The sequence below is a fragment of the Rhizobium sp. P2_G2 genome (assembly GCF_056403555.1).
In genome coordinates this window covers 35189-41637 of the sequence record NZ_JBFUFF010000065.1, presented here as the reverse complement: position 1 = coordinate 41637, position 6449 = coordinate 35189, and the positions used below count along the sequence as shown (strand labels likewise).

General features: G+C 61.7%; 4 protein-coding genes. All 4 read left to right on the top strand.

Features of this window, described 5'->3' with window-relative positions; translation table 11 throughout:
• The first annotated feature begins 477 nt into the window (after nt 1–477).
• The 4 genes from lpxC (at nt 478) to ligA (ending at nt 6407) form a co-directional block, all read left to right on the top strand.
• Nucleotides 478–1434, top strand: coding sequence for a UDP-3-O-acyl-N-acetylglucosamine deacetylase (gene lpxC, locus AC1D06_RS30025; RefSeq protein ID WP_477989597.1), 957 nt, complete (start codon nt 478–480; stop codon nt 1432–1434).
• A 201-nt stretch (nt 1435–1635) separates the two neighbouring features.
• Nucleotides 1636–2484 (top strand): outer membrane protein assembly factor BamD, encoded by an 849-nt coding sequence (locus AC1D06_RS30020; protein ID WP_477876899.1) that lies wholly within the window; start codon nt 1636–1638, stop codon nt 2482–2484.
• Nucleotides 2485–2503: 19 nt separating this feature from the next.
• Nucleotides 2504–4177 (top strand): DNA repair protein RecN, encoded by a 1674-nt coding sequence (gene recN / locus AC1D06_RS30015; RefSeq protein WP_477989595.1) that lies wholly within the window; start codon nt 2504–2506, stop codon nt 4175–4177.
• A gap of 58 nt (nt 4178–4235) precedes the next feature.
• Nucleotides 4236–6407: an NAD-dependent DNA ligase LigA gene (gene ligA, locus AC1D06_RS30010; protein WP_477989593.1), complete on the top strand. Its 2172-nt coding sequence runs from the start codon at nt 4236–4238 to the stop codon at nt 6405–6407.
• Nucleotides 6408–6449: the final 42 nt, after the last annotated feature.

Here is a 6449-nt window from a genome sequence, read left to right as displayed (position 1 = left end):
TGGTTATCGGATTTGGACGGTCTCAGATGGTCGCGTCAGCGAAGCTCGCCGATCTGGCAGGTAGGGTGAAGCCCGAGAGGCCACGGCAGCGAGAAATCAAACCCGCCGAACCAGAATAAGCAAACCCAAGCGTCGGGCCGGGAGAACTATAAGCCTGACGACTTCAACCGCTCCAACCGCCCGGTGCGGACCCGCATGCCGGGTGGTGTGGGAGGGGCGGAGCTGATTGGCTCCCCCCTATCCCGATTTGCAAGTCGTCAACAAGGTGCGCACAAGCCGCTTGGCAGATCGTTACAAATCGAAAGAAACATTGATTTGGAATGGCGCGTCTGCGTCTATATTTTCAGCCTGGGTTTGTTCGGGGAGTACAGACTGCGTTTCGACGGAATGCGGTGACGCATTTAGGATCAAGAGAATGTCCGGCGGGAAGCCGGACTAGGCGGTGCGCTGGGGAACCGTCGGAGATAGCGGGGCTTTATGGCATTGGGACTTTCGGGATTTGAGACAACGTTTGCAAATTCCTTCACGATTCGTGGCGTCGGCGTTCATTCCGGCGCGGATGTGACCGCAACGTTCAACCCTGCTGAAGCGGGCACAGGCATCATTTTCCAGCGCGTCGGGCCGAACGGCGAGAGCACCGATCTCAAGGCGGTCTCCGCCACCGTCGGCAATACCGATCTCTGCACCGTTCTCGGTTTCTCACCGGCGCGTTCGGTCGCGACGGTCGAGCATGTCATGTCTGCTCTATATGCACTTGGTGTCGATAATGCGATCATCGAGGTCGATGGTGCCGAGATGCCGGTCATGGATGGCAGTGCTGCGGTTTTCGTCGATGCGATGGAGCAGGCTGGCATTCGCTCGCTGATGAAGAAGCGCCGCTATATCCGTGTACTCAGAAACGTCCGTGTCGACGCCGGCGCCTCCTGGGCCGAGTTCCGGCCCTATGACGGCACCCGCTTTGAAGTCGAGATCGATTTTGATAGTCCACTGATCGGCCGCCAGACCTGGAAGGGCGATGTCAACGCCTCGACCTTCAAAAGCGAACTGTCCCGCGCCCGCACCTTCGGCTTCATGCGCGATGTCGAGCGGCTCTGGGCGGCTGGCCTGGCACTCGGTTCCTCGCTGGAGAATTCGGTGGTGATCAGCGACGACAACCGGGTGATCAACATGGAAGGCTTGCGCTATCCCGGCGATGAATTCGTCCGTCACAAAACGCTTGATGCCGTCGGTGACCTGGCTTTGGCCGGTGCTCCGTTCCTGGGCCTCTATCGTTCTCATCGCGGCGGCCACAAGGTCAATGCCATGGCGCTTCGTGCGCTTCTGTCGGACAAGTCCGCTTACGAGATCGTGGAATCGGCCGGCCAGCGTCCGCGCGTCGCCGCGCCGGACCTGATCGCCGTCAGCCATCAGGAATACGCGCCCTGGACCGCCTGAAGCGCTCAACAAGGCTGTGAATTCCTTTGCGATCGGGTCATTGAGGCAACAGTGCCGACCCGGTTTTCGCCACAAATATATATGATTTGGGTAACGGGTCGTTGCGGTTCTGGCAGTTTTGTGGCTAGTACGCTTCGCATGAGCGGGTGAACCGGCGGTAAGCCGGTTCTGGACCCTTGGGGTTTTGCAGGAAGTGAGATGATGACGATATCCGCACGCGCCGTGCTTCTGACGCTGGCCATCGGTGCCGCCGGTACTTTGCTCTCCGCCTGCACGAGCGATCCCGATATCGATATCACCAAGCTTGCGGTTGATACCGATCCGCCGGAGAAACTCTATGATCAGGGCCTTGCCAACCTGAATGCCGGCAAGGTCGCGGAGGCCGAGAAGAAGTTCGACGCGCTCGACCGCCAGCAGCCCTTCTCTGAATGGGCACGCAAGGCACTGGTGATGAGCACTTTCGTCAAATATCGCGAGGGCGATTTCGACGACGCGATCACCAGCGGCACGCGTTACATGAATCTCTATCCGGAGACGAAGGATGCGGCCTATGTGCAGTATCTGATCGGGCTTGCCTATTCGAAGCAGATCCCGACGGTGACGCAGGATCAGCGCAACGCGGCCAAGACGATCGAAGCGATGCTGAAAGTCGTCAACAACTATCCGAATTCGGAATATGTCGACGACGCGCAGACCAAGATCCGCTACGCCCGCGACCAGCTGGCCGGCAAGGAAATGCAGATCGGCCGCTATTACGAGGAGCGCAAGGAATACCTTGCCGCGATCTCGCGCTTCCGCAACGTCGTCGAGCAGTTCCCCAATACCAACCAGGTCGAGGAAGCGCTGGCGCGACTTTGCGAATCCTATTATGCGCTCGGTCTGATCTCCGAGGCGCAGACCGCTGCGGCGGTTCTCGGCCACAATTATCCCGACAGCCAATGGTACAAGGCGAGCTATGCTCTGTTGAAGTCCAAGGGCTATGAGCCGGAAGAAAATCCCGGTTCCTGGCTGGCGCGTGCGGGCAAAAAGTTGCTGCTCGGCGAGTCCTGACCCAGCCATCGGTTGATCCATGCTTGTCCAGCTGTCGATCCGCGATATTGTCCTGATCGACCGGCTCGATCTTTCGTTCGCGCCGGGCCTGTCCGTGCTGACAGGCGAAACCGGTGCGGGCAAATCCATCCTGCTTGATTCGCTGTCGCTGGCCCTTGGTGGGCGCGGCGATGGCGACCTTGTCCGGCATGGCGAGGAGAGGGGACAGGTCAGCGCCGTCTTCGACATCCTGCCGCTGCACCCGCTGCGCAAGCTTTTGCGCGACAACGGCATCGACGATGAAGGCGATATCATTTTCCGCCGTGTGCAGTCCGCCGACGGTCGCAGCCGCGCCTTCATCAACGACCAGCCGGTCAGCGTCCAGCTGATGCGCGAGGCGGGCAACCAACTTGTCGAAATCCATGGCCAGCATGACGACCGCGCGCTTGTCGATACCGAAGCGCATCGGATGCTGCTCGATGCCTTTGCCGGTCTCGCCGAGGAAGCAGAGAGTGTTGGCCGGCTGTTCCGCGCCTGGAAGGATGCCGGCCGGGAACTGAAGACGCATCGCGCCAAGGTCGAAGCCGCGGCACGGGAAGCCGACTATCTCCGTGCCTCCGTCGAGGAACTGGAAAAACTCTCTCCCGTCGACGGCGAGGAAGAGGAGCTGGCTGAAAAGCGGGCACGGATGATGAAATCCGAGCGTATCGCCGGCGATATTTCCGAAGCCTCCGACTATCTCAACGGCTCGACCTCACCGGTCCCACATATTGCCTCGCTGGTACGGCGGCTGGAGCGGAAGTCCGCCGAGGCGCCCGGCCTGCTGGAGGAGACGGTGAAGGCGCTCGACGAAGCGCTGGACCTGCTTTCCGAGGCGCAGAACCTGGTCGAGGACGCGTTGCGGCGGACCGAATTCGACCCGCGCGAATTGGAGCGGGTCGAGGAGCGGCTGTTTGCGCTACGCGGCGCCTCACGCAAATTCTCAGTGCCGGTGACCGGCCTGCCGGCACTTGCCGCTCAAATGGTTGCCGATCTCGCCGAGCTCGATCAGGGTGAGGAAAAGCTCAAGGCGCTCGATGTCCGCGAGCGCGAAGCCGCGGCGGTATTCTTCGCCGCCGCGCGCAATCTTTCCGCCAAGCGGCATAATGCCGGGCAGGCGCTGTCGGATACCGTGATGTCGGAATTGCCGGCGCTGAAACTCGAGCGCGCCCGGTTCATGACCGAGATCACCACAGAGGAGGAAAACGCGACCGCTGCCGGCATCGACCAGGTGGAATTCCATGTCCAGACCAATCCCGGCACAAGGCCCGGCTCGATCATGAAGGTCGCCTCCGGCGGCGAACTCTCGCGCTTTCTTCTGGCGCTCAAAGTGGCGCTTGCCGATCGCGGCTCCGCGCCGACGCTCGTCTTTGACGAAATCGACACCGGCGTCGGTGGCGCTGTAGCCGACGCCATCGGCCAGCGGCTGAAGCGGCTATCGTCGCGGGTGCAGGTCCTGTCGGTGACGCATGCGCCGCAGGTGGCTGCCCGTGCCGACACGCATCTCCTGATCTCCAAGGGGCCGGCCGGCGACGATGGCGGCCGCATAGCCACCCGTGTCGCCACCATGGGCGAGGAAGAGCGTCGTGAGGAAATCGCGCGCATGCTCGCGGGTGAAACAATCACCAAAGAGGCAAGGGCAGCAGCCGGCAAGCTGCTCAAGGGCAGCGGCTGACCCCTTCCCATCATCTCTCTCCCTGATTAGATAGTGGAAACGCATTCCGGGGAGAGCCATGACGACGTCCAGCAAACCAGTCACCGAACTCAGCGTCGAGGAAGCGGCGGAGGAACTCGATTTCCTCGCCAAGGAAATCGCCCGCAATGATGCCCTCTACCACGCCAAGGATGCGCCGGAGATTTCGGATGCGGACTATGACGCGCTGAAGCGCCGCAATGATGCGGTCGAGGCGGCCTTTCCGGAGCTTATCCGCGCCGACAGCCCGTCACGCCATGTGGGAGCGGCGCCGGCGGCCGGCTTCCAGCAGGTGGTGCATGCGCGGCCGATGCTGTCTTTGGACAATACCTTCTCCGATACCGACGTGCAGGATTTTGTCGCCGGCGTCTATCGTTTCCTCGGCCGATTGCCGGACAGCTCGATCGCCTTCACTGCGGAGCCGAAAATCGACGGGCTCTCCATGTCGATCCGCTACGAAAACGGCCGCATGACGACGGCCGCCACGCGCGGCGACGGCACGGTTGGCGAGAATGTCACGGCCAATATCCGCACCATCAAGGAAATACCGCAAATCTTGCCCGCCGATGCGCCAGCTGTGGTCGAGGTGCGCGGCGAAGTCTATATGGCGAAGTCGGATTTCGCGACGCTCAACGCCCAGATGGCTGCCGAGGGCAAGCCCATCTATGTCAATCCGCGCAACACGGCGGCGGGTTCGCTGCGCCAGTTGGACGCCAAGATCACTGCCTCGCGCAAATTGAAATTCTTCGCCTATGCCTGGGGCGAGATCAGGGATGCCGGGGGCAGGGACCTGCGGCTGGCGCCGACGCAATTCGAGACCGTCAAGACCTTCGAGCGCTGGGGCTTCCCCACCAATCCGCTGATGGTGAAGCTCAATTCGGTCGAGGATATCCTGACGCATTACCGCGATATCGGCCTCAAGCGCGCCTCGCTCGACTATGACATTGACGGCGTCGTCTACAAGGTCGACGAACTCGACCTGCAGCAGCGGCTCGGCTTCCGCTCGCGCAGCCCGCGCTGGGCGACGGCGCATAAATTCCCGGCGGAGCAGGCGACGACGACGCTGACGGCCATCGACATCCAGGTCGGCCGCACCGGCGCGCTGACGCCAGTGGCGCGGCTGGTGCCGATCACGGTGGGTGGCGTGGTGGTGACCAATGCGACGCTGCACAACGAGGATTACATCAAGGGCATCGGCAACAGTGGCGAGCCGCTCCGCGAGGGTCGCGACATCCGCATCGGCGACATGGTGATCGTTCAGCGCGCTGGCGATGTCATTCCGCAGATCGTTGATGTGGTGATGGAAAAGCGGCCCGCCGATGCGGTGCCTTATGAATTCCCCAAAACGTGCCCGGTCTGCGGCAGCCATGCGGTGCGGGAGGTCAATGAGAAAACGGGCAAGATGGATGCGGTGCGCCGTTGCACCGGCGGTTTCGTCTGCGACGCGCAGGCGATCGAGCACCTGAAGCATTTCGTCTCGCGCGATGCGTTCGACATCGAGGGACTGGGATCGAAGCAGATCGAGTTCTTCTTCAACAGCCAGGACCTTGGCCTGCAAATCCGCCATGCGCCGGAAATCTTCACGCTGCGCGCCCGGCAGGAGGCGTCGCTGACCAAGCTGGAGAATATCGACGGCTTCGGCAAGGTCAGCGTCGGCAAGCTATTCGCCGCCATCGATGCGCGGCGCGAGATTGCGCTTCACCGCTTCATTTATGCACTCGGCATCCGCCATATCGGCGAGACCAATGCCAAGCTCTTGGCTCGCGCCTATGGCACCTACGAGGCATTCGAAGCCGGTCTGAAGGAGGCCTCGTCCGATGAGGGCGAAGGGTGGAACGAGCTCAATGCCATCGAGGGTATTGGCGAGATCGTCGCGAGGGCGTTGGTCGAGTTCTACAAGGAGCCGCGCAATCTCAAGGTTATTTCCGACCTTCTGGAACAGCTGACAGTGCTGCCGGCCGAACAGCCGACGACATCCGGCAGCCCGGTGGCCGGCAAGACGGTGGTGTTCACCGGCTCGCTGGAGAAGTTCACCCGCGACGAGGCCAAGGCGAGGGCGGAAAGCCTGGGCGCGAAGGTGGCGGGATCGGTGTCGAAGAAGACGGATTATGTCGTCGCCGGGCCGGGTGCAGGCTCGAAGCTCGACAAGGCGCGCGAGTTGGGTGTGGAAGTGATGGATGAGGATGAGTGGCTGGTGCTCATTGGAGGCTGATATGGCCGAGAATGAGTGTCCAACCAAAGGTGACATGCCTAG

Bases quoted from the DNA above. Each gene is read 5' to 3' on its own strand.
- lpxC (WP_477989597.1), top strand. From the start codon at position 478: ATGGCATTGGGACTTTCGGGATTTGAGACAACGTTTGCAAATTCCTTC.
- AC1D06_RS30020 (WP_477876899.1), top strand. From the start codon at position 1,636: ATGACGATATCCGCACGCGCCGTGCTTCTGACGCTGGCCATCGGTGCC.
- recN (WP_477989595.1), top strand. From the start codon at position 2,504: ATGCTTGTCCAGCTGTCGATCCGCGATATTGTCCTGATCGACCGGCTC.
- ligA (WP_477989593.1), top strand. From the start codon at position 4,236: ATGACGACGTCCAGCAAACCAGTCACCGAACTCAGCGTCGAGGAAGCG.